The organism is Paraburkholderia sp., from assembly GCF_035948235.1.
Classification (GTDB): domain Bacteria; phylum Pseudomonadota; class Gammaproteobacteria; order Burkholderiales; family Burkholderiaceae; genus Paraburkholderia.
In genome coordinates this window covers 1-24,419 of record NZ_DASZJJ010000270.1, presented here as the reverse complement: position 1 = coordinate 24,419, position 24,419 = coordinate 1, and the positions used below count along the sequence as shown (strand labels likewise).

General features: G+C 63.9%; 22 protein-coding genes, 1 tRNA gene and 1 pseudogene. 11 read left to right on the top strand and 13 right to left on the bottom strand.

Features of this window, described 5'->3' with window-relative positions; all coding sequences use genetic code 11:
* Nucleotides 1-154 precede the first annotated feature (154 nt).
* The 6 genes from VG320_RS23425 to VG320_RS23400 form a co-directional block, all read right to left on the bottom strand.
* Entirely contained in the window at nt 155-1,480 is a 1,326-nt protein-coding gene (locus VG320_RS23425; protein WP_327202449.1) for a replication-associated recombination protein A, read from the bottom strand.
* Nucleotides 1,481-1,566: 86 nt separating this feature from the next.
* Nucleotides 1,567-3,615 carry an elongation factor G gene (gene fusA, locus VG320_RS23420; RefSeq protein WP_327202448.1) on the bottom strand — a complete coding sequence of 683 codons (2,049 nt, stop codon included), beginning with the start codon at nt 3,613-3,615 and terminating at the stop codon, nt 1,567-1,569.
* A gap of 101 nt (nt 3,616-3,716) precedes the next feature.
* Nucleotides 3,717-4,502 (bottom strand): slipin family protein, encoded by a 786-nt coding sequence (locus VG320_RS23415; protein WP_327202447.1) that lies wholly within the window; start codon nt 4,500-4,502, stop codon nt 3,717-3,719.
* Nucleotides 4,499-6,046: a nodulation protein NfeD gene (locus VG320_RS23410; RefSeq protein WP_327202446.1), complete on the bottom strand. Its 1,548-nt coding sequence runs from the start codon at nt 6,044-6,046 to the stop codon at nt 4,499-4,501. Before VG320_RS23410 ends, VG320_RS23415 begins: the two co-directional genes overlap by 4 nt.
* Before the next feature lie 114 nt (nt 6,047-6,160).
* The gene (locus VG320_RS23405; protein ID WP_327202445.1) at nt 6,161-8,059 is read right to left on the bottom strand and encodes a methyl-accepting chemotaxis protein; all 1,899 of its coding nucleotides are present in this window, start codon (nt 8,057-8,059) and stop codon (nt 6,161-6,163) included.
* A 175-nt stretch (nt 8,060-8,234) separates the two neighbouring features.
* Nucleotides 8,235-9,428 carry a retroviral-like aspartic protease family protein gene (locus VG320_RS23400; protein WP_327202444.1) on the bottom strand — a complete coding sequence of 398 codons (1,194 nt, stop codon included), beginning with the start codon at nt 9,426-9,428 and terminating at the stop codon, nt 8,235-8,237.
* Nucleotides 9,429-9,654: 226 nt separating this feature from the next.
* On the opposite strand from VG320_RS23400, the gene VG320_RS23395 reads away from it, so the two are divergent.
* On the top strand, nt 9,655-10,203 hold the full coding sequence (locus VG320_RS23395; protein WP_327202443.1) for a DUF4232 domain-containing protein: 549 nt from the start codon (nt 9,655-9,657) through the stop codon (nt 10,201-10,203).
* Between the two features lie 9 nt (nt 10,204-10,212).
* Here VG320_RS23395 and VG320_RS23390 read toward each other — a convergent pair whose 3' ends face one another.
* Nucleotides 10,213-10,920, bottom strand: a complete 708-nt coding sequence (locus VG320_RS23390; protein ID WP_327202442.1) for a DUF3142 domain-containing protein — start codon at nt 10,918-10,920, stop codon at nt 10,213-10,215.
* A 20-nt stretch (nt 10,921-10,940) separates the two neighbouring features.
* Complete coding sequence (locus VG320_RS23385; RefSeq protein WP_327202441.1) at nt 10,941-13,169, bottom strand: hypothetical protein; 2,229 nt, start codon at nt 13,167-13,169, stop codon at nt 10,941-10,943.
* Between the two features lie 259 nt (nt 13,170-13,428).
* Here VG320_RS23385 and VG320_RS23380 point away from each other — a divergent pair, with 259 nt between their 5' ends.
* Both VG320_RS23380 and ligD read left to right on the top strand, forming a co-directional pair.
* The gene (locus VG320_RS23380) at nt 13,429-14,313 is read left to right on the top strand and encodes a Ku protein (protein WP_327202440.1); all 885 of its coding nucleotides are present in this window, start codon (nt 13,429-13,431) and stop codon (nt 14,311-14,313) included.
* 6 nt (nt 14,314-14,319) lie between these two features.
* A pseudogene (ligD, locus tag VG320_RS23375) lies at nt 14,320-15,342 on the top strand (DNA ligase D); the annotation flags it as partial.
* An 11-nt stretch (nt 15,343-15,353) separates the two neighbouring features.
* Here ligD and VG320_RS23370 read toward each other — a convergent pair.
* Nucleotides 15,354-15,824, bottom strand: coding sequence for an Lrp/AsnC family transcriptional regulator (locus tag VG320_RS23370; protein WP_327202438.1), 471 nt, complete (start codon nt 15,822-15,824; stop codon nt 15,354-15,356).
* Nucleotides 15,825-15,944: 120 nt separating this feature from the next.
* Here VG320_RS23370 and VG320_RS23365 point away from each other — a divergent pair, with 120 nt between their 5' ends.
* The 6 genes from VG320_RS23365 (at nt 15,945) to VG320_RS23340 (ending at nt 19,303) form a co-directional block, all read left to right on the top strand.
* Nucleotides 15,945-16,676: an AzlC family ABC transporter permease gene (locus tag VG320_RS23365; protein ID WP_327202437.1), complete on the top strand. Its 732-nt coding sequence runs from the start codon at nt 15,945-15,947 to the stop codon at nt 16,674-16,676.
* Nucleotides 16,669-16,977: an AzlD family protein gene (locus VG320_RS23360; RefSeq protein ID WP_327202436.1), complete on the top strand. Its 309-nt coding sequence runs from the start codon at nt 16,669-16,671 to the stop codon at nt 16,975-16,977. Before VG320_RS23365 ends, VG320_RS23360 begins: the two co-directional genes overlap by 8 nt.
* 41 nt (nt 16,978-17,018) lie before the next feature.
* Nucleotides 17,019-17,819, top strand: coding sequence for an alpha/beta hydrolase (locus VG320_RS23355; protein WP_327202435.1), 801 nt, complete (start codon nt 17,019-17,021; stop codon nt 17,817-17,819).
* A 126-nt stretch (nt 17,820-17,945) separates the two neighbouring features.
* Nucleotides 17,946-18,030: transfer RNA gene (locus VG320_RS23350), tRNA-Leu, on the top strand.
* Between the two features lie 111 nt (nt 18,031-18,141).
* Nucleotides 18,142-18,405 (top strand): hypothetical protein, encoded by a 264-nt coding sequence (locus tag VG320_RS23345; protein WP_327202434.1) that lies wholly within the window; start codon nt 18,142-18,144, stop codon nt 18,403-18,405.
* 109 nt (nt 18,406-18,514) lie between these two features.
* Entirely contained in the window at nt 18,515-19,303 is a 789-nt protein-coding gene (locus VG320_RS23340; RefSeq protein ID WP_327202433.1) for a hypothetical protein, read from the top strand.
* A gap of 66 nt (nt 19,304-19,369) precedes the next feature.
* Here the strand turns inward: VG320_RS23340 and VG320_RS23335 are convergent, their stop codons facing one another.
* Together VG320_RS23335 and VG320_RS23330 are read right to left on the bottom strand one after the other, a co-directional pair.
* Nucleotides 19,370-19,684 (bottom strand): hypothetical protein, encoded by a 315-nt coding sequence (locus VG320_RS23335; RefSeq protein WP_327202432.1) that lies wholly within the window; start codon nt 19,682-19,684, stop codon nt 19,370-19,372.
* 173 nt (nt 19,685-19,857) lie between these two features.
* Nucleotides 19,858-21,276 carry an aldehyde dehydrogenase family protein gene (locus VG320_RS23330; protein WP_327202431.1) on the bottom strand — a complete coding sequence of 473 codons (1,419 nt, stop codon included), beginning with the start codon at nt 21,274-21,276 and terminating at the stop codon, nt 19,858-19,860.
* Nucleotides 21,277-21,376: 100 nt separating this feature from the next.
* Between VG320_RS23330 and VG320_RS23325 the strand changes: the two genes are divergently transcribed.
* A complete protein-coding gene (locus tag VG320_RS23325) occupies nt 21,377-22,324 on the top strand; it encodes a LysR family transcriptional regulator (RefSeq protein ID WP_327202430.1) in 948 nt (315 codons plus the stop codon).
* On the opposite strand, the gene VG320_RS23320 is transcribed toward VG320_RS23325, so the two are convergent.
* Together VG320_RS23320 and VG320_RS23315 are read right to left on the bottom strand one after the other, a co-directional pair.
* Complete coding sequence (locus VG320_RS23320; RefSeq protein ID WP_327202429.1) at nt 22,321-22,617, bottom strand: ArsR/SmtB family transcription factor; 297 nt, start codon at nt 22,615-22,617, stop codon at nt 22,321-22,323. The genes VG320_RS23325 and VG320_RS23320 overlap by 4 nt on opposite strands.
* Nucleotides 22,602-23,219, bottom strand: coding sequence for a DJ-1/PfpI family protein (locus VG320_RS23315; protein ID WP_327202428.1), 618 nt, complete (start codon nt 23,217-23,219; stop codon nt 22,602-22,604). The genes VG320_RS23320 and VG320_RS23315 overlap by 16 nt, the downstream gene beginning before the upstream one ends.
* Before the next feature lie 314 nt (nt 23,220-23,533).
* Between VG320_RS23315 and VG320_RS23310 the strand changes: the two genes are divergently transcribed.
* Nucleotides 23,534-24,419: GlxA family transcriptional regulator (locus VG320_RS23310; protein WP_327202427.1), on the top strand; the 886-nt coding region annotated here is incomplete at its 3' end.

The following is a 24,419-nucleotide window of genomic DNA, read 5'->3' as shown; positions in this document are numbered from 1 at the left end:
GCTGGCGTGGCCGGTCTGTGAATCGGAAAACGGAGCGTTATGATCGCATGTATATTACGCACGGCGCGACCGATTCTTCAATGCAGCTTGCTGCATGGGCGTTATGTCGATGCGATTATTTGAGCAGTGGGGTCGGAACGTTCGTTTGCTGTATCTAGTCCCCCTCCCACGCCTCCTCGTCCATCCCCCGCAACCAGTCCAGCCTCCCGGCGATTCGCGCTTCCAGGCCGCGCGGCACGGGCTGGTACCAATGCGGCTGCCTCACGCCGTCCGGAAAATAGCGTTGCCCGGTTGCAAATCCGTGCGTCTCGTCATGCGGATTCCGATAAGCGGCGCCATCGCCGCCCGCGAGCCCCAGCGCCGGCGCCGCCACACTCAAATGCGCGGGCACCGGCCGCGCGCCATCGTGCGCAACAAACCCGCGCGCGTGCATCAGCGCGACACCGCCCGCGTTGCTCTTCGCCGCGCAGGCCAGCAGAAGAACGGCTTGCGCGAGCGCCAGATCGCCTTCCTCGCCGCCGAGCATCTCGCTCGCCTTCACGGCATCGCTCGCGTAGCGCAGCGCGCGCGGATCGGCGAGACCAATATCGTCCCAGCCGATCGCGATGATGCGCCGCGCGAGATAGCTGCGCTTCACGCCGCCGTCCAGCATGCGCGTGAGCCAGTACAGCGCGGCATCGGGGTTCGAGCCGCGCACCGACTTATGCAGCGCCGAGATCTGGTCGTAGAACTGCTCGCCGCCCTTGTCGAAACGCCGTGCGCCGCGCGTGAGCAGGCTTGAAACGAAGGCTTCGTCGATACGGCGGGCGCTTGTGGCCGCCGCCAGCGTGCGGATCTGTTCGAGCAGGTTGAGCAAGCGGCGCGCGTCGCCATCGGCGTAATCCAGCAGCGCGTCGGCCGCGCCTGCATCGAAGTCGAGATCGGCCAGTGCCCGCTCGCGCGCACGCTCGAACAACTGGCGCAATTCGCCCGCATCGAGCGGATAAAGCACATGCACGCGTACACACGCGAGCAGCGCGCGGCTGACTTCGAAGCTCGGGTTTTCCGTGGTCGCGCCAATCAGGATCACCTGCCCTGCGCGCACGAAGGGCAGCAGGGCGTCCTGCTGACTGGTGTTGAGACGATGGATTTCGTCGATGAAGAGAATGGTGCGGCGCCCCGTGCGAGCGAGGCTGTCCTGCACATCCGCAAGCGTGGCGCGAATCGCCTTGATGCCGTCGAGCACCGCCGACAACGCGACGAATTCGCCGTCGAACGCCTGCGCGGCGAGCCGTCCAAGCGTGGTCTTGCCGACGCCAGGTGGCCCCCAGAGGATCATCGAATGCGCTTCGCCCGACGCGAACGCGCGTTGCAGCGGTTTGCCCGCGCCCAGCAGATGCGCCTGGCCGATCACGTCGTCAAAGCGCGTAGGGCGCAGGGATTCCGCGAGCGGCGTACGTGAGCCCGGCGGCTGCGCGTGCGATGCGAACAAATCGGCCATGAAGCGCGAACCTCTCCCGTACCCTGAAGCGCCAAGCGGAGCCTGGATTATGCCGCGACTTTCATCTCATTGGGCCTCATTGCCCTTCACTCCACCTCGCCGCCGCGCGCCTTATGCTGGGCCGCGAGTTTGTCCTGCTGCGCAGGCGGCACGGGGTCGTAATGGCTCAACTGGATGCTGTAATTGCCATTGCCGCCCGCCATTGCGTTCAGGCGCGACTGATAGTCGTTAAGCTCCGCAAGCGGCACCTTGCCCGCAATCACCATGGCGTTGCCGCTTACGGTGCGCGTGCCGTGTACCTGGCCGCGCCGTGACGACAGATCGCCGATCACATCGCCCATCGCGCCTTCGGGCGTCATGACCTCGATATCGACGATGGGTTCGAGCACCATCGGCTGAGCCTTGAGCACGGCATCGATAAAGGCCTTGCGCCCCGCCGTGACAAACGCCACTTCCTTTGAATCGACTGGATGGCTCTTGCCGTCGAACACCGTCACGCGCACGTCCTGCATCGGAAAGCCCGCGAGCGGGCCGCTCTCGATGACCTGCTGGATGCCTTTTTCCACGGCGGGAATGAACTGCGTGGGAATCGCGCCGCCCTTGACCGCATCGACGAATTCGAATCCCGCGCCGCGCGGCAGCGGCTCCACGCGCAGCATCACCTCGCCGAACTGGCCCGCGCCGCCGGTCTGCTTTTTGTGTCGGCAGTGGCCTTCGGCATGGCCGCCGATGGTCTCGCGCCACGCGATGGTCGGCGGTCTGGTGATCACTTCAAGCTTGTGCTGGTCGGTAAGCCGCTCCAGCAGATAACGCAGATGCAATTCGCCCAGCCCGCGCACCACGGTTTCGTTGGTGCCCGCCGGATGGCTGATGACGAGACACGGGTCTTCGGCGGCAAGCTTTTGCAGCACGTCCCAGAGGCGCTGTTCGTTGCCGCGCCGCGAGGGCTCGATCGCCAGACCGTAGATCGGATTCGGAAAATCAGGCGGCGTGAGATGGATGTTGCCGTCCTCGGGCGCGTCGTGCAGCACGTCGCCGAACGCGATGTCATCGGCTTTCGCCACGGCGCAGATGTGGCCTGGGCCCGCGCGCGCGATCTCGGTGTGATCCTTGCCTTGCAGCATCAGCAGATGCGCGACCTTGAACGGCTGGCGGCCATTGCCGATATAAAGCTGGCTATCGCGCGTCACCGTGCCCTGATGAATGCGGAACAGCGCCACCCGGCCGATATACGGGTCCACCACCACCTTGAAGACGTGCGCGAGCACGTGTTTATCCGCGCGCGGCTCGGCGCGCACGGGCTCGGTTTTATCGGCGCTTTCACGGTAGAAAAGCGGCGGATTGCCTTCGGTTACGTTGGGCAGCAGGCGCACGAATACATCGAGCAGTTGCGCGATGCCCGCGCCCGTCGCCGCCGATGTGAAGCACACCGGCACCAGATGACCCTCGCGCAAGGCGCGCTCGAATGGCTCGTGCAGTTGTTCCGGACGAATCGCTTCGCCCTGTTCCAGATAAAGCTCCATCAATTCGGCGTCGAGTTCGATCACCTGATCGACGAGCGCATTGTGCGCCGCTTCCACAGAATAAAAATCCGCCTCGCCGGACGGATTGAAGAAGCAGTCGACCACATCGGTCGCGCCTTTTGCAGGCAGGTTGATGGGCAGGCACTGTTTGCCGTAGGTCTCCTGAATTTGCGCGAGCAGGGCCGGCAGATCGACCTTTTCGCCGTCGATGCCATTCACGACGATCAGGCGGCAGAGCTTGCGCGCCTGCGCGGCATCCATCATGCGGCCCGTGGTCATTTCGATGCCGGTGCGCGCGTCGATCACGATGGCCGCGGTTTCCACGGCTGGCAATGCGCCAATTGATAGGCCCGCGAAGTCGGGATAACCGGGGGTGTCGATCAGATAAATGCGCGTGTCGCGATAGTCCAGATGCGCGAGCGCGGAATTGAGCGAGTGATGATATTTGCGCTCGAGCGGGTCGAAATCGCACAGCGCGGTGCCGCGGTTCACGCTGCCCTGGGCATGCAGCGCGCCGCCCTGGTGGAGCAGGGCCTCGGCAAGCGAGGTCTTTCCGCAGCCGGCGTGACCGACCAGCGCGACTGTGCGGATGGCTTCGGGAATGTAATCCATGATCGCCATCGTCCAGTAGTGGATGTTCGGGCATTATTGGCGAAAATCAGCCGTACTGCCAACCAGGTTCGCTCGGCGTGCTTTCGCTGCGCCGCAATATTTCAAGGGGTTTCCGCGTTGCCAGAACGGCCGCCCAGGCGGTCGATAAGGACCGTGAGGAGATCGATCGGCAGCGGAAACACGATGGTCGAGTTCTTGTCGGCGGCGATGGTGGTCAACGTCTGCAGATAGCGCAACTGCATCGCCTGCGGCTGCAGCGCGAGCCGTTGAGCGGCTTGCAGCAGGTGTTCGGAGGCCTGCAATTCGCCTTCGGCGTGGATCACCTTGGCGCGGCGCTCGCGTTCGGCTTCAGCCTGGCGTGCAATCGCGCGGATCATCGTTTCGTTGAGGTCCACGTGCTTGATTTCGACGGTCGAGACCTTGATGCCCCACGCGTCCGTTTGCGCGTCGAGTGTCTTCTGGATATCGGCGTTCAACTGTTCGCGCTCGGCCAGCAGCGCGTCGAGTTCGTGCTTGCCGAGCACCGCACGCAAGGTGGTCTGCGAAAGCTGGCTGGTCGCTTCGAAATAGCGCGCGACCTGAATGACGGCTTTCTCCGGATCGACCACGCGAAAATAGACCACGGCGTTGACCTTCACCGAGACGTTGTCACGCGTGATGACGTCCTGTGGCGGCACGTCGAACACAATGGTGCGCAGGTCGATGCGCACGGCCTGCTGCACGACCGGCAGGATAAACACGAGGCCCGGCCCCTTGACCTTCCAGAAGCGGCCCAGCATGAAAACGACGCCGCGCTCGTATTCGCGGAAGATGCGGATCGCGGAGACGGCGAGCAGCACCGCAAGCAATATCAGCAGACTCGAAAAGCCGAAGGTGAAACCGATCATGGCGATGCTCCTCCCGGATGGGGTCCGTTATGCGGCGCATTTTGTGGGGCTGTGTCGCTGAGCGGCGCGACCGTGAGCACGAGGCCGTCGCGCGCCGTCACGCGCACGCGCGCACCTGACGCGAGCGGGGCCGCGCAAGCCACGCGCCAGCGCTCGCCGCGCACGCGCGCCCAGCCAATGGCCATGTTTGCGCCTTCACGCTCGATGTTCAGGCCATCGTCGATGATTTCGCCCACGCTGCCCACCATGGCCTCGGAACCGGTCACCACGGGCCGCCGCCGCGCGCGCAGCGCGACGGTGGACACGCCCGCCACGAACACCGCGCCGCCCAGCGCGAGGCCCGCAATCAGCGGCAGCGGCACGCCGTAGCCGGGCACATCGGTATCCATCAACATCAGCGCGCCAACGGCAAACGCGACGATGCCGCCAAAGCCGAGCACGCCGAAAGTAGGCAGGAACGCTTCGGCGACAAGGCAGCCCAGACCGAGCAGTACCAGCCCCAGGCCCGCATAGTTCACGGGCAGTAGTTGCATGGCGAACAGGCCCACCAGCAGGCAGATGCCGCCCGCGACGCCGGGCAGCACGAAGCCCGGATTGGCGAACTCGAAGAACAGGCCGTAGACGCCGATGGTCAGCAGGATCAGCGCGACGTTCGGGTCGGCGATGATCGCGAGAAAGCGGCTGCGCCAGTCGGGCGCGACGAACACGAGCGGCGCGTGCGCGGTCGCCAGACGCACATTGCCCGCCGGAGTGACGACGACGCGGCCATCGAGCTTGCGCGCGAGATCGGCGGGATCCTGGGCGATCAGGTCGATCACGTGCTGGTCGAGCGCTTCACTGGCGGACAGACTGAGCGCCTCGCGCACGGCGCGTTCGGCCCAAACGGCGTTGCGCCCGCGCAATTGCGCGAGGCCGCGAATGTAGGCGGCCGCGTCGTGGGTCATCTTGCGGGTTTCGGTGGAGGCGGTGTCGGCGGGCAGGGGCGCCGACGCGCTGGACGCACCCGAAGCCCCGGAAGGTCCGGGCATGGCGGGCATGCCCGGCGTTCCGGGCGAACCCATGCCAATCTGCACCGGCGACGCTGCACCGAGATTCGTGCCCGGCGCCATCGCCGCGATGTGGCTTGCGTAGACGATGTAAGTGCCCGCACTCGCGGCGCGCGCGCCGCCGGGCGCGACGAACGCGGCCACCGGCACCGGCGAGGCGAGGATGGTTTTGATGATCTCGCGCATCGCGGTATCCAGACCGCCTGGCGTATCGAGCTGGAGAATCGCGAGCGCCGCATGCTGACGGGCCGCGCGATCCAGCGTGCGGACGATGAAATCGGCGCTGGCGGGGCCGATTGCGCCATCGACGGTCATCACCACCACGGCAGCGGGCGCAGCCGCCCACGCGCCGATGCGCGTGGCCGTCACGCAGACGGCCACCAGTGCCGCGAACAGCGCGACACGCATTGCCCGCGCCGATAGCAGCGCGTGCGCACGGCGAGGATGAGGCGGCAGCGTGTCGTGCTCCGCCGCCCGGGTGGGGCGATGAGCGCGCATCGGAACGTCCGGACGGGCAGTGGGGTGGCCCGATATTTAAAGCTTAGGCGCTTTGTGAACGTTGTGCAGAGGGTCTCAAGCGGGTCTCAGCTGGTCTCAACCGGGTCATAACCCTTAGGTCAGCGCGTGCTCCTCACCCACCTTGAACACGGCCACCAGCCGGTCCAGTTCGGCGGCCTGTTGCTTGAGGCTCTCTGCCGCCGCCGCGCTTTCTTCGACTAGCGCCGCGTTCTGCTGCGTGACCTGATCGAGTTGCTGCACCGCATCGCCGATCTGGCCGATGCCCGCGCTCTGCTCGACGCTGGCGGAGGTGATCTCGCTCATCATCGTGCTCACGCCCTGCACCTGCGCGACCACGTCGCCCATCACGCGGCCCGCATCGGCGACGAGGCGCGAACCAGCATCGACGGTGCCCGCACTGTGCTCGATCAGCGCCTTGATTTCCTTGGCAGCCTGCGCGCTGCGCTGGGCGAGATTGCGCACCTCCGAGGCCACCACGGCGAAGCCGCGCCCCTGCTCGCCCGCGCGCGCGGCCTCCACCGCCGCGTTGAGCGCGAGGATATTGGTCTGGAACGCAATACTGTCGATCACGACGATGATCTCGGAGATCTTGCGCGAAGCCTCGCTGATCTGCTCCATCGTGCTGACCACCTGGCCGACCACCTCGCCACCCTGCGAGGCGGCGGTGGAGGCGGTGCTGGCCATCTGCGCGGCGGTGCGCGCGGTGTCGGTGTTGTTTTTCACGGCGGCGGTGATTTCCTCCATCGACGCCGCCGTGCGTTCGAGATTGCTGGCCTGTTCCTCGGTGCGCTGGCTCAGGTCGGCGTTGCCCATGGCGATCTGCGTGGAGCCAATCGCAATCGACGTGGAGGACGCCCGCACGCGGCGCACCAGCGTGCCCATCGACGCCACGAAGCGGTTGAAGGCATCGGCCAGTTGCCCGACTTCGTCGCCGGTCTCGACCGTCATCTGGCGCGTGAGATCGCCCTGACCGTCGGCGATTTCGGCGAGCAGCATGGCGGCGCGGCGCACCGGCGCGGCAATCGCGCGGCCCACCAGCAGGATCACGCCGAGCGCGGCGGCGAGGCCCACCACGGCGGCGATCAGCGTGGCGGTGCGGATGGTGCGCTCGAACGGCCCGAGCAGTTCCGCCTGCGGCACCTCGACCACCACGTAGGCGTTCAGTTCGGGAATGAACGAGGTTGCGATATAGCGCGTGCCGCCGGGCGCGGGGTAGGTTCGCGACACGTAAGCCCTGTCGGCCAGCAGCGCGGCGGCGGTATCGGCGGGCATGCCGGGCGTGTCCTTGAGGAAATGCTTGCCGTCCACGAGCGACGTGTCGCGATGCATCATGATCGCGCCGTCCGGGTGCACGAGATAGGCAAAACCCGTCTGGCCGATCTTGTAGCTGGAGATGCCGGCCGCGAGCGCATCCACGGATAGCGCCATGCCCGCGACGCTGGCGGCGTCATTCGCATTCGTCGAGTTCGAGGCGGCGCCTTGCACGCGTGCATTGATGAACATCATGTAGCCGCCCACGGCGACATCGCGGTCCATGTTCACTTCATACGGTTTGCCGCTGGCGAGAAAGGCCTTGAGCCAGCCGTCCTGCTCGCCGACTTTGCGCTGCAGACCGGCTTCCGTGTAGTAGTTGCCGGTTTTCGCCGAAACCCATTGCACGCTGGCGGCTTTTTCCTCGGCCTTGATGTTGGCGGCGAGGCGCGTCCAGTTGGCCGCGCCCGCTTCGGGCTCGCCGTCGGCTTCCCATTGCTGCAGGAAAGGATCGAGCGCGATGGCGCGCGCGGCCGTGATCGGGCCCGCGAGTTGCCGCTGCACGTCGGCGCGGATGCCGTTGACGGCGGTGGGCAATTCGTCCTGCACGACGCGCTCGCGCACCGTATCGCCGATCAGCCAGATGCTCAGCCCGCTGGAAATGCCGATGAAAATCAGCAGGCAGGTGGTCATGCTCAGAACCAGCTTGTTCTGGATGGAGAGTTTGCGCCAGATGGACATGAAAGTTTTTCGTCAGCTAAGGAACCAGGACCCGTGCAGACGTTATCGGTCGTTTGGCGGCAGAACTTCATGGGGGAATGCGTATAGGAGGTATATGCCGGTAACGGCGATGGCGGAGGGCGCTCTGTGTGTCGGCGCCCTGCGGTGGGTTGGTCGATGCCGCCCTTATTGATGGCTATCGGCCCATGAATGACGGCAAGGCGTTCACGGGCACCATACCCGCTGGTGGCGGCGCAAGGCGCGATTGCTCCACGATGTGCGGGATGCTGCGGTAAGTCATATGCGAATGGGTGGAGAATTGTGCGATTGGGGCAGGCGGCGTAGTGCCGCCCTGATTGATGATGGCGGCCGTTTGTTCAGAGCCGGGCGTGTTGGCCCAGGCGGCCAGCAAGCTCTGCGCCGTGCGCGGCTGAACGTCGCCCGCGTCGAGTTGCATGAACACCCATCCCGTCGAATAAGACAGCCACACACGGCGCCATTTCATAAAATCCATGCCGAGCAGCATGTCCTCCGGGAACGTCGCATCGCTGACCTCCAGTCTGACGTTCTGAAATTCCCGCGTGCCGATTTGAACCGAGTCGAAACGATGGATAGCGAGGGCAATCGCCGCGCCGTTGAGGCCGTGGCCGGTGCGCTGCGGGTCCTGCTGGAGTTCGCTTGTGTCAAGTCCCGCGCGCTGCGCGCCGTTGTGGCCGATGAGGGACGGCATCGCGCCGGTGCCGAGCACCGCCAGTATCGGGCGGTGGTTGAGCGCCATCTGCATGATGAAGCGATGCTGGCTCGTGTAGATCGGCGAATAGCTCTGGTAATCGCCTTGCCACGGGGCGAAGCGGCCAAGGCAATTCTGCGCCGTATAGAGCGTCATGGTATGGCGCGGGAAATCGAGTTCGACGTCATAGCGCGACAGGACGTTAGCGCCCAGCACGCCGGCAGGCACGACGCCGTTATGCGCCGCGAAAGCATGCGCGCCGAAAGTCGGCGCGCGCAGGTCGCTCCATTGAGCCGGACCGAGCTTCAGTGATGCGATCACGCGCGGGTACACCGGCTCTCCTTGCGGCCCGACGCCCGAGAGCGTTTCTGCCTGCGCCATGGCGAGAGGCAAGTTGAGCGCATCGGCGGCTTCGGGCGTCAGTGTGGTTTTTGCCGCGCTGGTATCGACTACCAGTGCTTGTTCAACGCCGTTGATTTGTACGTTGACGAGGTAGTGGCCGTTGCTTTCGATGAGCGGAAGGGTAGCGTCGGCGTGAAGCTGGCAGGAATTGATGGAAGCAGAGGGCGTTTCGGAAGTTTGTTGCTCAAACAACGAAAACGGCAATGAGCACGCGCTCGCGACGGCAAGCGCGAAGGGAATCCGGATCGTGTTGTTCATTCTTGAATGCTGGCGGGTGTGCGTTTCTGGATTCGGCGAATTCTCCGTAGTTATTGGCGAAAAGGTGCGATTGATGAGACTAATGTGATTACCGTCAAAAGCGCACGCTGCTTTAGTTCTGCTTTAGTCGGTGTTATTTTTGATATTTACAGCGTTTAATCGATATAAATGAAATTGTCGAGTATGCGTCAGCGAAATGAAATGACAATCTTGTCGAGGAGGAGACGTGCCATCGATTGAATTAAAACGCGTTACCAGCCAATGCCTGGGCGTGCTGCTCTTCGCGGCGCTATCGCTGCTGGCCGCGAGCGCAAGCGCAAGCGCCCAGACCGCGCCCTGTCAGCCAAAGCAACTTGCTCTGAGCCTCGACGATGGCGGCGGCGATTTCAACGGCATGTCGCACGGCGGCACCTATGTCGTGCTGCGCAATCGCAGCGGCCGAGCATGTCGGATTCCCGCGCGGCCGGAACTCAGTCTGCTGGACGCGGACGGCCAAACGCTGCCAGCCTCATTGCAGGCCACGCCGGGCATGCATCCGGGCCCGGTGCTGCTGCCCGTGGTCATTCCCGTGCATGGGAGCGTGAAAGCCAGCTTGCGCTGGGTAACGGGCGAGGTGTTCGACGACACGCAATGTATCGACGCGGCGTCGCTGCGCGTGAGCATTGGCGATGGCGCACTGACCGCGCCGCTGCGCGCCCATCTTTGCGGCCCGCGCGTGCAGGGGCCGCAGTATCAGTTCGTGCCGTTCCAGCCCAAACGGCCGCCAACGAAATAGCGCAACCATTCAGGGGTTGCGCAAGAAAACCACATAACCCCGGAACCACGGATTCTGCGCAAGATACGACGGCGCGTCCCACACGCCGTCCTCGATGATGCCGATGCGAAACGGCAACTGCAGTCGCGCGACACGCGGCAGATAGGCGTCATAGCTCGCGATTGTGTGTCGGCCCTGATAGGTCTGCACAACCACTTCGTCGACGATGTGCTTGAGCTGGTTGACCTGCTCCGTGTCGATCCGGCTGCTCCAATCGAGTAGCCCGGTGATGCTCAGGCGGCAATCGGCAGGCAGCGTCGCGCGCAGCGTGCGCAGAAAATCCAGGTAGTCCTGAAGATGCAGCGTGCGCGCGTCGAAGTCGATCTGAATGCCGTTGATGGTGTGCCCCGACGCGCGCCAGCGCGCGAGTTGCGCGAGCATGATTTGCGTGACGCGAGGGGTCCAGCGCAGCGTATGTGCGCGATACGTCAGCCAGATGCGGGCCTTCGGCGCATCCGGCGACGCGACGCCCTGGGCGATGAAGCGCACTTGCGATTCGTCGCCGGGTGCGGCTTCGATCTGGCCTTGCAGCACGTAGATCGTGCGCGCGTCATGCAGGACCGCCTGCGGTTTCACGCCGGCCCACAACCAGAACGAATCGTATTGCGTGGCGTCGACCGTGCCGGCCGGCGCCGCTTGTGCGCTCGCCAGCATGGCGGCGCACAAGCAAGCCTTCATCAATAGATTCACTGGCAACGTCACCAGTAATACTTCTGCGCCTGCGCCCACTGGCTGCGCGGATAAGCGGTCTTGAGCGTATTGAACCAGCGCTTGCGCGTGCTGGTCGGCAGCTTGTTGCCGCCGCAGTCGCTGTAGCCTGAGGGCGCGAAGCAGTTGATCGCGCGATAGAGCGCATAGGCGCGATCGTCGGCGCTGGCCTGGGTGTTGTTCATCACGCTCTGATAGCTGGCGATGCGCTGATACGGCGCGCCCTGGAATTGCGACGGCATGCTGCCAAGCGTGGGCGGCGGCGCGGCGGCCCCGCTTGCGGCGTCCGGGCGCGGGAAGGCCGGATCGAGCAGCGCCGAATCCTCGCCAAGACCCGCAGCCGCCGGATGGCTGCGTACGAACTCCGCGAGACAGTTGAGGCCTTTGCCGTCGGTGGGGTTCATCTGCAGCGTCGCCGCGATGTCGCGCGCCGAGGGGCAGGCATAACCATCGCTATTTTTCGCGCCGGGCTGGGTGAACGGCTTGAGCGTATCGGCGGGCGTTGCGGGCACCAGCGCGAGATCGGCGAGGAAATCGGCGTAACGGCTGCGCGTAAATTCCTTGTAGAGCAGCGTGTTGAGCGCAATGTCGCGCAGTGTGCCGCTCACCGCCTTGTTCTGAGCCTGCGCGCGCAGCAGGTCCGCATTGGCCGCACGTTGCAGCAGCGTCGCGCGGATCGCCGCATTTTGAATCGGCGAATCGTCGGCAAACGCGCGATCGACAAGACCCGCTTGCTCCAGGTTGATCGCGAGCGCCAGTTCGAGCGCTTCGCGCTGCAGCCGCAGCTTCGCGAGCGGGACCAGATCGCTCCAGAGTTGGCGCGCCTTGTCGGCCTGGCCGCTGTCTTCGAGCGCAAATGCACGCAGCGCCTGCTGGCTCAAGCCAAAATAACCGAGCGAGCCGGGCGACGCACTCGCGCCGGGCGTGTCCGGCAGCAGCGCAAGCGCCTGATCCGGCTTGCGATCGACATAGACGTGATACGAGGCCAGCAGATAGTCGTGCAGCGCGGGCATGCGCGCGAACACCGGCTTTTGCGCCTGCAATTCGTCGAGCTTGATGGTTTTGGATTGCGAGGAATCGTCGCTGCCCTGCGTACGCATGCGCATCAGGTCGACGATGGCGAGCACCGCGGGCGATTGCACGTTCGCCACGTCGGGATTGTCCATCAGCAGCTTGTTGTCGAATTCGTTGGCGAGCTGCCCGATCGGCACGTTCGCGTCGTCGGCGGTCCAGGTGGCGAAGGCGCGGCTGTAGCTGTCGGCCTGCGCCTGGGCGTCGCCGCCAAGCCAGGCGACGCGCCGCTGCAAACCCTCAGCCGAAGCCGCGTAGAGTCCGTGCGGATAGACCTTCAGATAAGCGCGAAAGACCGTGCGCGCGGCGTCGAGCGAGACCTGCCTGACATTGCTGCGATCGAGTTTCGTGGCGTCGCCGCCGAAGCCGAATGCCCCCGCCTGAGCGGCGTTGAGCTGCGCGCGCCCCGCCATGTAGAGCGAGGCCTCGCGCAGCCACGGATCGCTGCTGTGCGAGGCGCTGGCGAAGGACTTCGTCGCCGCAAAAAAGTCGTAGCGATAGAACGCGTTGGCACCTTCCAGATAGGTCGCAAACTGCTGGCCGAGCGGACTCTTCAGGCCGGTCGGCTTGTGCCAGGCGGCTGCGCTGGCGCCGTTGCTGTTGCCATTGCCATTGCCGCTGCCATCGGTGCTTGCGGCGCATGCCTTGGCCATCTCGACGCGCGCGGCGCGCAGGCGGGCGGCTTCGTCGGCGGGCAGGCCTTTGGCCGCGCCCAGCGCATCGTTGAACTCCTGATCGCCTGTCGTGACGCTGCGGCAAATGCTGCCTTCGCCGTCGGCATAGGACGCCGATTGTCCGTTGGCGTCGGCGTCATCGTTCGCGTTGCCCGACTTCTGGCCGATATCAATCCAGCCCGAGTAGTCGTAGAGGAAAGGTACGACCAGCTGGTTCGGGCGATCCGCGACAGGGACTTTGCGCGGGTCGGGGAAAGCCTGCGAAAGCCGCTTGCTGTCGGCCATCAGCAGCATCGCGTTGATGCGCGTGTCGTTGCCGGGGCTCAGGATGGGCAGCCCGCCGCATGAATAGCCGGGCTGGCGCAAGGTGGCGGTGGCGTAGCAGCTATCGTCGCTGCTTGCGTGGGCAGCGGTGGCGGACAGCAGCGGTAGCAGACCCGTAAGGAGTCTTGCGATGAGGTGTCGATGCAGCAACGTGGTTCTCCGCGTTTTTTCTTGTGCTGGTGTGCAGTCGTGCGAGCGAGGGACAAGCCGGAGCGTGCCCAATATGCATGTCTTTCAGCGCACCTCTAAAAGGGCGCGAAAATCGGCGCCTCGTACTATAGCCAAAGCGGCCAATGTGCGGTTTGCGAGTGCGCGTGGTTTGCTAACGCTGCAGGGCCGCCCGGGCACCGCGTTTGCTGTGAGGTTTGTCCTCTGTGCCAACAGGCCGGCTGCGAGAAGGAGAGCGATCATGCCGCGTGCGATCTGGAAGGGCGCCATCAGCTTCGGGCTGGTGTACGTGCCTGTCGAACTCGTTCCGGCGACACAGAGCGAACACACAGGCTTCAATCTGCTGGAGCGCCGCAGCCTCGACCCAATCGGCTATCGTCAGATCAACAAGCGCACCGGCAAGCCCGTGGAGCGCGAAAACATCGTGCGTGGCTACGAGTACGAGAAGGGCGCTTACGTGGTGATCTCCGACGAGGAAATCCGCGCCGCGAGTCCTGATGCCACGCAAACGGTGGACATTCTCGCCTTTGTCGACGCGGCGCAACTCTCGTTCGTCTATCTGGACACGCCGTACTGGCTCACGCCGGATCGCCGCGCGGGCAAGACGTATGCGCTGCTGCGCGATGCGCTGGCGGCGAGCGGCAAGATCGGCATCGCCAATGTGGTGCTGCACAGCAAGCAGCATCTCGCGGCGGTCATTGCGGCGGGTCCGGCGCTGGCGCTGCAGACCTTGCGCTGGTCCACCGAGGTGCGCGATTTCGACGACATCAAGGCCTTGCCGAAGAGCGCAAAGAGCGAAGGCGTGAGCAGCCGTGAGTTGCAGATGGCGCGCAAGCTGATCGACGATCTGAGCACCGAGTGGCAGCCCGACGCGTATCACGATACGTTCCGCGACGCGCTTCTCGAGCTGGCCGAACGCAAGGTCAAGCAGGGCAAGGCGCACGACGTATCGCGCGTGAAGGCGCCCGCTCAGAAGGCGCACGGTGCAGATATCGTGGACCTGACCGAACTGCTCAAGCGCAGCCTTGGCAAGCGCAAGAGCGCTGCGCGTGATGACGGAGAAGCCGCTGCCGCGTCGCCACCGCCGTCGCGCAAGACGGCGAGCCGGCGCAAGCGCGCGGCTTAGGTTGCAAGGAATCGCGGTGGATTCGTGATCCCTGTCCGACTTAATATCAAGGATTGCGAATCAAATCGACGCTTCGATGAAACACCGGGGCCGCCCGTCAAGATCAAAGCGCACACAAAATCGCGCACCGCAGAAGGAGAAACCGAAGTGGCCGGCATCCGCATCACCCATCCCGAGCGCGTGATCGATCAAGCCAGCGGACTGCGCAAGATCGATCTCGTCCATTACTTCGAGGCCGTTGCGCCCTGGCTGCTGCCGCATCTGCAAAAGCGGCCCGCCGCGCTCGTGCGCGCGCCTGGCGGTGTGGACGGCGAGCTGTTCTTCCAGAAGCACGCGAGCAAGCTGCAGATCCCGCACGTGACCCAGCACGAAGGACTCGACCCGGGCCACGCCGCGCTGATGACTTTCGAAAGCGCGGACGCCATCATCGGCGCGGCGCAAATGGATGCCATCGAATTTCATACGTGGAATGCGCAGGTGACGAGCATTGAAAAACCCGATCGCCTTATTTTCGATCTCGATCCCGACCCGGCGCTCGGCTGGGAGCGCATGATCGAAGCGGCGCAACTGACGCGCGATCTGCTCGACGCGCTGGGCCTGCGTGCGTGGTGCAAGACGAGTGGCGGCAAGGGCCTGCACGTCGTCGTGCCGCTCGCACGTCACGCGCCATGGGATGAGGCGAAGGACTTCGCGCACGCGGTGGCCGTGCATATGGCGACTACGTTGCCCGATCGATTCAGCGCGAAGATGGGGCCGAAGAACCGCACGGGCCGCATTTTCGTGGACTATCTGCGTAACGGGCGCGGCGCGACCTCGATTGCCGCTTACGCGCCGCGCGCGCGGCCGGGCCTGGGCGTTTCCGTGCCGATCCGCTGGGACGAGCTGGAATCGCTTACCGGTGGCGGGCAATGGACCGTGGCGAACCTGCACGAGCGGCTCGAAAAACTGCGCGCCGATCCGTGGGAGGGCTACGACAACGCGCGCCAACGCATCACGGCGACGATGCGCAAACAACTCGATTCAGCCTGACCCGGCCAGCCTCACATTGGAATCTCCGATGTGAGTTTGATTTTCTGCATCGGAATATCGGTTTTAACGCTTTGCACGCCGGGAATACGCGTCAGATATTCCATCAAAAAGCGGCGATATTCGTCGAGATCCGCGGCCACGATACGCAGCAGAAAATCGCAGTCGCCCGCCATCAGGTGACACTCCACTACGTCGGGGAAATGGCGCACTGCCTCGGCGAAGCTGTCCACCGTATGCGCGTCCTGGCCTTTGAGCCACACTCGCGCGAACACCGTCAGCGCCTTGCCGACCTTGGCCGGATCGAGCACGGCCACGTACTTTTCGATCACCCCGGCGTCCTCCAGCAGCCGCACGCGCCGCAGACACGGCGAGGGCGACAGCCCCACCTGCTGGGCGAGATCCACGTTCTGCAAACGGCCGTCGCGTTGCAGGGCGTTGAGGATGCGCCGGTCGATGGCGTCGAGCTTGAGCTGGCTTTCCATGTCGATATTTCGCTGATTTGTGGCATTGAGTGCCAAATTCTCCCGTCTGCATGGCCACAACGCAACCCGATTCGAACGCATTCAGCAGAAAATATCGCCTTTGCAGGAATTGTAATTATCATGAGCAGTGTGCCTACCTCCGCCGCCTCCGCGCGGCGTTCCATCGATACCTCCGAAGTCGCGCGCGGCATGCGTGCGGCGCTGCCCATCATGATGGGCTTCATCCCGTTTGCGCTGGTGCTGGGCGCCCAGGCGGCGCAAAAGGGCCTGAGCAATATTGAAGTTCCGCTGATGACCGGCGTGAATTTCGCGGGCGGCTCCGAATTCACGGCGGTACGCCTGTGGACCTCGCCGCCGCATATTGCGCTGATCGTGGCGATGTCGTTTCTCGTCAACGCGCGTCACATTCTGATGGGCGCGGCCTTCGCGCAATATATCCGCCACGTGCCACTGCGCCGCGCGCTGCCCGCGCTGTTCCTGATGTGCGACGAAAGCTGGGCGATGGCGATGGCCGACGCGAAGTCGAACGGCCACGGCCGCGTGAGCATGGCCTATTACATGGGTGTGGCGATCAACCTCTGGCTGACGTGGGTGTCGTTCACGGCCTTGGGCGCGGTGCTCGGTCCGGTGCTGGGCGACGTGCAGCGCTATGGTTTCGACATGGCCTTCACCGCCGTCTTTCTGGTGCTGCTCAAGGGCATGTGGAAGGGCGCGCGCGCGAGCCTGCCCTGGCTCGTGAGCCTCGCGGCGGCGGCCGTAACCTATCTGTATGTGCCGGGCGCCTGGTATGTGGCAGTGGGCGCTTGCGCGGGCCTCGTGACGGCCGTGCTGCGGGAGCCGAGCCATGCCTGAAGCATCCACGTTGATGACGCTCGCGACCATCTTCCTGATGGCCGTGACGACTTACCTCACGCGCATCATTGGCTACGTGGCGCTGCGCGATCGCACGCTCAGTCCGCGTATGCGCGCGGTGATGGAGAATGTGCCGGGCTGCGTGCTGATTTCGGTGATCGCACCGGCTTTCGTGTCGCGCAATCCCGCCGATCTCGCGGCACTCGCCATCACGCTGTTCGCCGCGACGCGGCTTTCCTTGCTGCCTACGGTGCTGATCGGCGTGGCGGCAACAGGCATACTGAGGCATCTGTTCGGCTGAGTGACTGGCCGAACTCCATCGACCACGAACACCGCATAACAATGATCGAGACACAGGCGTTGACGCAGGACCACTGGATCGCGGGCCCTACCGGCAAGCTGTTTGCGCGTAGCTGGCAGTATGGAGAGCCTGAGCGGCGCGCGCCGATCGTGCTGCTGCACGACTCGCTGGGCTGCGTCACGCTCTGGGGCACGTTTGCGCAGACGCTTGCGCACGCAACCAGACGGCGCGTGATCGCCTACGATCGCGCGGGTTTTGGCGCTTCGGATGCGCGTACCGACCGGCTGCACGCAGGCTTCGTGCGCGACGAGGCGGCGCGCTTTTTCCCGGCGCTATGCGAGCAGCTGGGCGTCGAGCGCTTTATCGCTTTCGGTCATAGCGTGGGCGGCGGCATGGCGGTCGAATGCGCGGCGCAGCATGCAGGGCAGTGCGATGCGCTTATCACCGAAGCCGCGCAAACCTTCGTGGAGGACCGCACGCTGGCCGGTATCCGCGCCGCGCGCGCGCAGTTTCGCGATCCCGCTCAGTTCGCACGTCTTGCGCGCTATCACGGCGACAAGACGCAATGGGTGCTGGATGCGTGGATCGAAACCTGGCTGTCGCCCGAGTTTGCCGACTGGTCGCTCGATGCGGTGCTGCCGCGCGTATCGTGCCCGACGTTGGCGATACACGGCAGCCTCGACGAATATGGCACACAGGTGCATCCCGAACGCATTGCGGCAAGCGTGAGCGGACCCGGTCGAGCGGCGATCATGGACGGCGTGCGTCACGTCCCGCATCGCGAGCAGGAAGCGCAGGTGGCGGCCACGGTGGCGGAATTTCTGCAGACGCTGGACGATTGAACGGCCCGGCGGTGTCGGTTTGCATCGGCTTTTGAAGCGCTTTTCACACGGCTGAAAAAATTTTTCGGATTTTTTTGGCGAGGGTCTTCAAAAACCGGAAAAGAGTCGATACAATGCCGATCCCTTGCCTAGGTGGCGAAATTGGTAGACGCACTATCTTGAGGGGGTAGCGCCGCGAGGCGTTCGGGTTCGAGTCCCGACTTAGGCACCAGGATTCAAAAAACCCGCGAAAGCGCAATGCTCTCGCGGGTTTTTTCATGGGCGATTGCATTGCGCTCATCGGCACATCAGGCACACAGCGGCACAAAGCACGGAGTACACGTTGGGCAGGAAAAAGAGTGCGGAGAAGTTGAAGGTCGTCGCCGTGCGCGTCGATCCGGCCATCGAGCGCAGATTGCGGCTCCTCGCTGAAACCAGCGGACGCAAACCTTCGTATTTCCTGCAGCAGTTGATCGAAGGCGGCCTGGGCGCATTGGAAGAGGCGTGGTTGCCTGCCGACGTGCTTGCGCAGGTGCGCGCAGGGACGGTCCCCGAACCGGCGAACTCGCAATCGGTGCCCGATCTGTTTGATGATATCGAGTCGTAATCCCGCGCCATTCAAGGCCGCGTAAGGTCGCGTTAAGGTTGTGTTAAGGCGCTATTGAATAGAGTCGACAGTTTCCGTTCTCACCATCGTCTGGATGGAGACTGCGCCAATGAATTCCACCGCCAATATCACCTTCACGCCGGAGCAGGCCCTGAGCAAGGTGCCCGCGCTCACACTCGGTTTCTGGATCATCAAGATCGCTGCGACCACGCTGGGAGAAACCGGCGGCGACTGGGTCACCATGTCGCTGAATCTGGGCTATCTCGTCGGTACGCTGATTTTCCTCGTGGCATTTATCGCGCTGGTCTTCGCGCAGGTGCGCGCCGAGCGCTTCAACGCATGGCTCTACTGGGCGACGATCATCGCGACGACGACGCTTGGCACCACGCTCGCCGACTTTTGTGACCGTTCGCTTGGCATTGGCTATCCCGGCGGCGTGGCGGTAATCGTCACCTTGCTCACGGTGAGCCTGGCCATCTGGTATCGCACGGAAGGCACGGTTGCGGTAGAAAGCGTGGCGACGCCGCGCGTGGAGTGGTTCTACTGGATCACCATTCTCTTTTCGCAGACGCTTGGCACCGCACTGGGCGATTGGGTGGCCGGCGATGACCGTGGCGGCCTCGGGCTGGGATTCGAAATGGGCGCGGCCATCTTTGGCGTGGGGATCGCTATCGTTGGGCTGCTGTGGCTGGGCACGCGCGTTTCGCGCACCTTGCTGTTCTGGGCCGCTTTCGTGCTGACGCGCCCGCTGGGTGCCACGCTGGGCGACCTGCTCGACAAGCCGGTGGCGCAAGGCGGCCTGGAAGTGAGCCGTCTGTACGCCTCGGGCATTTTGCTGGCCTTTATCGTCGCCTGTATCGTGCTGATTCCGCAACGCGCGGCCCGGCGCGCATCCTGATTCGCTTCGCGCGAAAATAAAAATGGCTCCCGCTTCAATCAATGCAAGCGGGAGCCGGTTCACTTCTCAATGCACCTTGTTGGCCTGCTCTTTGGCCAGCAGGCGTTGCGCCTGCATATCGCCGCGACCGGCCTCCTGCGCCGTCTGAACCGAGGTCTCGGTGGCCTCGGCCAGGGCCGCGCGCGCGGCATTGCTGATCTTGACCGAATAAGACGCCGACGATGACGTGGATTGTGCCGCCGTCGTCGAGCCCTGCGTTTGCGTTGCGCTGGACGATTGGGCAGTGGCGCTGGTTTGCGCCGACTGTCCGCCCGTCGTGGTGGTCGCGGCCGCAGCGACATTCGTCGCCATCGGCTGATTGGAAACAGCCTGAATTGCCATCGATATTTCTCCCGATCAAGTGTGGTGCCGGAATACGGCATTTGCTTTATCGGCGGCGCTTTAAAGGTGCTTTAGAAGTATATTTTTTGTAACGGCAGCAGTGCTTAAGGTGCAGATAAGCTCTGCTTTAAAGCATGATTTAAATCGCAAGTCTGAATAAAAACGACTGGCGTTCAGGCCGCCAATATCGCTTTCGGTTCGAGAAACGCCTCGAGTCCATATTTGCCATATTCACGCCCAATTCCGGATTGCTTGAAACCGCCGAAGGGCGCCGCCGGTTCGTGTGCCAGCGTGTTGACCAGCACGCGGCCGGCGTCGATGCGCGCGGCCACGGCGCGAGCGCGCGCCGCATCTCGCGAACACACATAAGCCTGCAAACCATAGGGCGTATCGTTTGCAATGGCGATGGCATCCTCGGTATCGCGATACGCGATGATGGACAGCACCGGCCCGAAGATCTCCTCGCGCGCGATCGTCATGTCGTTGCGCACGTCGCTAAAGAGCGTCGGGCGCACGAACCAGCCTGACGTCGTGCCTTGCGGCCGGCCCTCGCCGCCCGCGAGCAGACGCGCGCCCTCGTCGATGCCGATGCGGATATAGCGCTGCACCCGCTCCCATTGCTTCTGGCTCACCATCGGGCCGATGCTCGTACGCGGATCGCGCGGATCGCCCGACTGAATCTGCGCGACGGCGGCGACGATCTTCTGCTCGAATTCGGCAAGCCGCGCTTGCGGCACCAGAATGCGCGTTCCGGCAATGCAGGCCTGGCCGCTATTCATGAACCCCGCCTGCAGCGCGAGCGGGACGACCTCGTCGAAATCCGCATCGTCGAGCACGATAAACGGCGATTTGCCGCCCAGTTCCAGCGTGACGCGTTTGAGCGTTTGCGCTCCGGCGCTCAGGATCGATTTGCCCACTGCCGTCGATCCCGTGAAAGAGAGTTTGGCGACATCGGGGTGCGCGCTGATTTCCGCGCCCACCGTTTCGCCGCGTCCCGTCACGATGTTGAATACGCCTTTGGGAAGCCCCGCTTCATGCAGCGCTTCGGTCACGATGCGCGTCTGGATCGCGCTCATTTCGCTGGGTTTGACGACGGCCGTGCAGCCTGCAGCCAGCGCGGCGGCTAGCTTGCCGCAGATAAAGCCCGCGTCGCTATTCCAGGGCGTGATCAATCCCGCCACGCCCAGCGGTTGCATGACGACCTCCGCCGTACCGGCGCGGCTCACGAACGCATAAGCTTTAAGTGTGTCGGCGGCTTGCTTGAGCACGTCGCTCGCGTGCTGCGCCATCCAGCGGCCGCGTGAGACCGGCGCACCGTATTCTTCGATGATCGCTTCGAACAGGGCGTCTTCTTTCGCGACGACGGCTGCGTGCATGCGCCTGAGCATCGCCACGCGCTCGGCTTTATCAGTGCGCGAGAACGCGGGAAAGGCGCGCTTCGCGGCGGCGACGGCGGCGCGTGCGTCTTCGGCATCGGCCAGTCGGACACGGCCGATCACTTGCTCCGTCGCCGGGTTGTGGAGGTCGAAGTATTCTTCGCCGTGCGGTACGACGAAGGCGCCGTCGATATAGATGTGCTCGATGGTCTGCATGTTCTGTCTGCCAGTGCGTTGTCCAGATCGCAAGATAGACCGATGCGATTGACCTGACTAGCCGTACAATCCGGGATGACCTATTGAATGATCCAGGATAATGAAAACCTCCGGACTGACCGAGCTGGAAGCCGTGCTGGCCGTGGCGCGGCGGCGCAGCTTTCGCGCTGCGGCGGACGAGCTGAGTGTGTCGACCTCGGCGCTCAGCCATGCGGTCGCAACGCTGGAAGCGCGCATCGGCGTACGGCTGTTCAATCGCACCACGCGTAGCGTGTCGCTTTCAGAAGCGGGCGCGCAATTCGTGCAGACCGTAGCGCCGGCGCTCGCAACCATCCAGACCGCGCTCGACCAGGCGGGAAGCTTTCGCGACACGCCTTCGGGCACTTTGCGCATCAACACATCGGCGGGCGCGGCGCGGCAGGTGATGCCGGTATTTATCGCTTTCCTGCAGCGCTATCCCGAGATGAAGCTCGATATCGTCACGGAAGGGCGGCTGGTCGATATCGTCGTCGAAGGGTTCGATGCAGGTATCCGGCTGATCGACAGCGTGCCGCAGGACATGATCGCCGTGCCGTTCGGCGAGCGCCAGCGCTTTGCATTGGTAGGCAGTCCGGAGTATTTCGCGCGGTATAAGCCGCCACGCACGCCTGCCGATCTGGCGCGCCATCGCTGCATTCGTAGCCGCATGCCGAGTGGGATGATCTATCAGTGGGAATTCGAAAAGCGCGGCCAGGTCGTGCGCGTGGACGGCGAGGGCGCGATCACGCTGGACGAACCCAACCTGATGCTGGATGCGGCGCGCGCGGGCCTGGGGCTGACGTATCTGACCGAATGGAATGTGAGCGCCGATCTCGAAGCGGGTACGCTCGTGCGCGTGCTGGAGGACTGGACGCCTGCGCTGGACGGCCTATGTCTGTACTATCCGGGCCGCCGCCACGTACCGGCCGGATTGCGCGCGCTGATCGAAACGATACGCGAGCACGCCGACGCGAATCAGGGGCGCGTAGTCAGAAAGCCGGCGCGCATCAAACCAGATTCGCGATCCTAAAGATTTAGTCGGATCTGCTCGGCGAAAGCGCCGATCAGCGTTTCATTGCGAGCGTGGAAAGTCCATTGCCCTACGCGCGTCGTGACGAGCAAACCGGCTTCGACCAGCACGGCAAGATGGGCAGACACGGTCGATTGGGCGAGGCCGCTGCGCTGCTGGATCGCACTCATGGCGACACCGTGGCCGAAGTCGATCTGGTCGCGCGCAAACGTCTCACGCGGCGCCTTCAACCACGCAAGAATCTCGCGGCGCAGTGGATTGGCGAGCGCTTTATGAATCAGGTCGGCGTCCATCGAATTGTCCCATTCAACGAATCCGACGGCGCCGCAGCCGGCATCTGCAATCCTAACGACCCGGCGATATGACCCGCAGCCTGGGCGCCGAGGTCTTCCCTCACCAGCGCCAACGCGAGATGAAGCCCGGCGCGCGCACTGCCCGAAGAATACAGATTGCCGTCTTTCAGGCACGCTTCGCTGGCGAAAACATGTGTCGCCGGATATTCGGCAGCGAGCCGTTTCACGTAACGCTCATGCGTCGTTAGCCAGCGCTGCCTGGCCAGTCCCGCGCGCGCGATCAATAACGCGCCGCCGGACAAGCTGGCAAGGCGGGGCGTAGCGGGCCCGGCGTTGCGCAGCCACTCGACGATCTTGTGTTGATCGGGAGTCGGGCCACCGGGCGGTGAACCCGGCACCACGACGATATCGAACGCGCCTGTAGCACTGGCATAGCAGCCTGTCGTCCCAACGGCGGCGCCGCTGGAGGCGATGACGCTTTCGCACGACGGCCCAAGCAGTTGCGGCTCATAAAACGTCTGTCCACACCAGCGATTTGCCTCATGAAATACGTCCATTGAATCGCTGACTTCCAGCAGTTGAAAACCGGCGTAGAGCATCATCGCGACTAACATGCGCAATTACCTCGAGTGAGTGGAGTTGACGCCTCGCACAAGGCGTTGCAACACCCGTGCAGTCTAGCGGCCGATGCCGCTGCGCGCGGGGGGCGATGGTGCGTTCAACGGCCAGATAGCGCGCGTTTCGGGCCACGCGGTGTTTTCGCGGTGTTTCCGCGGCGTTTCATTACACAGGCGCAAAAGTCTTTTTACAGGGCCAGACTCCAACGCACGCGGGCGTTGCGTTAATCTGCGTCACGGTCATCGCAATGGCCGCAAGCAACACCGCTCATACCCTCTCAATCGACCAAGGTTCCAGCATGAAAGTCGCCATTGTGGTTTTCGATGGTGCGCAGGCGCTCGACGTCGCCGGCCCGCTTGATGTGTTCGCCGAAGCGAATACCTTTCTTGCCGCTGATCAGCGTTACGAGGTCTCGCTTGTCGGCTACGAAGCGGGCGCCGTGACCTGCTCGAACGGCATGCAACTTGCCGTGTCGTGCGGCTTTGCCCAATCCGACGCGCAATGGGACCTGTTGCTCGTGGCGGGCGGCCCCCAACTGCCCGATGCCGAACTGTCGTTGCCATTTCTGACCTGGCTGCAACGCCAGGCGCGCAGCGCGGGCCGCTACGGTTCGGTCTGCAATGGCGCCTTCGTGCTGGCGCGCGCGGGACTGCTCGACGGCCGCGATGTGACGACACACTGGGCCGATGCCGGGCGTTTATCCGACGAATATCCACAAGCAAACGTGCAGCCGGATCGCATTTTCGTGCGCGATGGGCGGCTTTTCACATCGGCGGGCGTCACGGCGGGCATCGACCTGTGCCTGTCGCTGGTGGCGGAAGACTGGGGGCACGAGCTGGCGGTGTGCGTCGCCAAGCGTCTGGTCGTCTATATCCAGCGCGAGGGTGGTCAATCGCAGTACAGCCCCTACATGAGCGCGGGCAAGGACGAGGACCCGATACTCACCCGCGTGCATCGTTTCGTGAGTGAGCACATGACCGAAGCGCTGTCGATCGACGATCTGGCGAACGCGGCGGCGGTGAGCCGGCGCACGCTCTCGCGCGTTTTTGCGAAGCACGCCAAGGTGACGCCGGCAGTCTACGTCGAACAGGTGCGTGTCGACTCGGCGCGCAAACTGCTGGAAGAATCCGACGTTCCGCTCAAGACCGTGGCGTTCCAGTGTGGTTTTCATAGTGCCAGTCATA

Excerpts from the sequence above, each read along its gene's own strand:
- VG320_RS23360 (WP_327202436.1), top strand. The coding sequence starts at position 16,669 with ATGCCTGAAGCATCCACGTTGATGACGCTCGCGACCATCTTCCTGATG.
- VG320_RS23405 (WP_327202445.1), bottom strand. The coding sequence starts at position 8,059 with ATGTCCATCTGGCGCAAACTCTCCATCCAGAACAAGCTGGTTCTGAGC.
- VG320_RS23365 (WP_327202437.1), top strand. The coding sequence starts at position 15,945 with ATGAGCAGTGTGCCTACCTCCGCCGCCTCCGCGCGGCGTTCCATCGAT.
- VG320_RS23425 (WP_327202449.1), bottom strand. The coding sequence starts at position 1,480 with ATGGCCGATTTGTTCGCATCGCACGCGCAGCCGCCGGGCTCACGTACG.
- VG320_RS23410 (WP_327202446.1), bottom strand. The coding sequence starts at position 6,046 with ATGCGCGCTCATCGCCCCACCCGGGCGGCGGAGCACGACACGCTGCCG.
- VG320_RS23415 (WP_327202447.1), bottom strand. The coding sequence starts at position 4,502 with ATGATCGGTTTCACCTTCGGCTTTTCGAGTCTGCTGATATTGCTTGCG.
- VG320_RS23325 (WP_327202430.1), top strand. The coding sequence starts at position 21,377 with ATGAAAACCTCCGGACTGACCGAGCTGGAAGCCGTGCTGGCCGTGGCG.
- VG320_RS23390 (WP_327202442.1), bottom strand. The coding sequence starts at position 10,920 with ATGAAGGCTTGCTTGTGCGCCGCCATGCTGGCGAGCGCACAAGCGGCG.
- VG320_RS23355 (WP_327202435.1), top strand. The coding sequence starts at position 17,019 with ATGATCGAGACACAGGCGTTGACGCAGGACCACTGGATCGCGGGCCCT.
- VG320_RS23320 (WP_327202429.1), bottom strand. The coding sequence starts at position 22,617 with ATGGACGCCGACCTGATTCATAAAGCGCTCGCCAATCCACTGCGCCGC.
- fusA (WP_327202448.1), bottom strand. The coding sequence starts at position 3,615 with ATGGATTACATTCCCGAAGCCATCCGCACAGTCGCGCTGGTCGGTCAC.
- VG320_RS23340 (WP_327202433.1), top strand. The coding sequence starts at position 18,515 with ATGAATTCCACCGCCAATATCACCTTCACGCCGGAGCAGGCCCTGAGC.
- VG320_RS23315 (WP_327202428.1), bottom strand. The coding sequence starts at position 23,219 with ATGATGCTCTACGCCGGTTTTCAACTGCTGGAAGTCAGCGATTCAATG.
- VG320_RS23370 (WP_327202438.1), bottom strand. The coding sequence starts at position 15,824 with ATGGAAAGCCAGCTCAAGCTCGACGCCATCGACCGGCGCATCCTCAAC.
- VG320_RS23400 (WP_327202444.1), bottom strand. The coding sequence starts at position 9,428 with ATGAACAACACGATCCGGATTCCCTTCGCGCTTGCCGTCGCGAGCGCG.
- VG320_RS23330 (WP_327202431.1), bottom strand. The coding sequence starts at position 21,276 with ATGCAGACCATCGAGCACATCTATATCGACGGCGCCTTCGTCGTACCG.
- VG320_RS23335 (WP_327202432.1), bottom strand. The coding sequence starts at position 19,684 with ATGGCAATTCAGGCTGTTTCCAATCAGCCGATGGCGACGAATGTCGCT.
- VG320_RS23380 (WP_327202440.1), top strand. The coding sequence starts at position 13,429 with ATGCCGCGTGCGATCTGGAAGGGCGCCATCAGCTTCGGGCTGGTGTAC.